The organism is Vibrio sp. S234-5 (genome assembly GCF_000960595.1).
In the GTDB taxonomy this organism is placed as follows: Bacteria; Pseudomonadota; Gammaproteobacteria; order Enterobacterales; family Vibrionaceae; genus Vibrio.
On sequence record NZ_JZAM01000290.1, the window covers coordinates 1 to 596 of the forward strand.

The following is a 596-nucleotide window of genomic DNA, read 5'->3' on the forward strand; positions in this document are numbered from 1 at the left end:
AAACATAACAAAGCGTTAAAGAGGGATTCGTGCCGCGTGGCATTTTTGGTATGCGGTGATTTTGGTGGTGAAAGTGGTATGCGGAAAGTTGGTTTAGGCGGCACTCACCCCTTAACGCGGCGTTATGCTTAATCACGCAAAGTCAGTGGTTTATGGTTTCTCTTTGTTCCCTCGGCTGGTTGGTTTTGAGTTTGTCGGCAAGTTTGCTTCAGTGGGCGCGGTTTTCCGGACACTTTTTCTTTGGCGCTGGAAATTCAGAGAATTGCCTCAATCAATTTTCGGGCAAGCGCGAGGTTGAGGCGGTTGGCTCAATAAGCAATCTGATCTTAGGTTTGTTTAGAATTAGCGTTCAAAGTTCAAAGTCTGATTTTCAAAATCATGAGTCATTTCAGTTTTTTGGTTTTTGGGTTTTGTTTGTGAATCAAAGCTGAGTTAATCTTGGTTTTGGTACAACGTAAGTCATTGAAGCTTAAGCATAACAAACGGTTCAAGAGGGACAGCCAACGCGCGGCATTTTTACCATGCGTTAGTTTTTGTGGTTACGGTGTTATGCGGAAGCTTGGTAATGGCGTTGGCTGCCCCTTAACCGGGCGTTA

General features: G+C 44.6%; 1 protein-coding gene. It reads left to right on the forward strand.

The genetic code is table 11. The annotated features are described in order from the left end of the window. On the forward strand, positions 1–132 hold a 132-nt coding region (locus UF06_RS28450; protein ID WP_139046409.1), incomplete at its 5' end, for a DUF3265 domain-containing protein. Between the last annotated feature and the right edge of the window lie 464 nt (positions 133–596).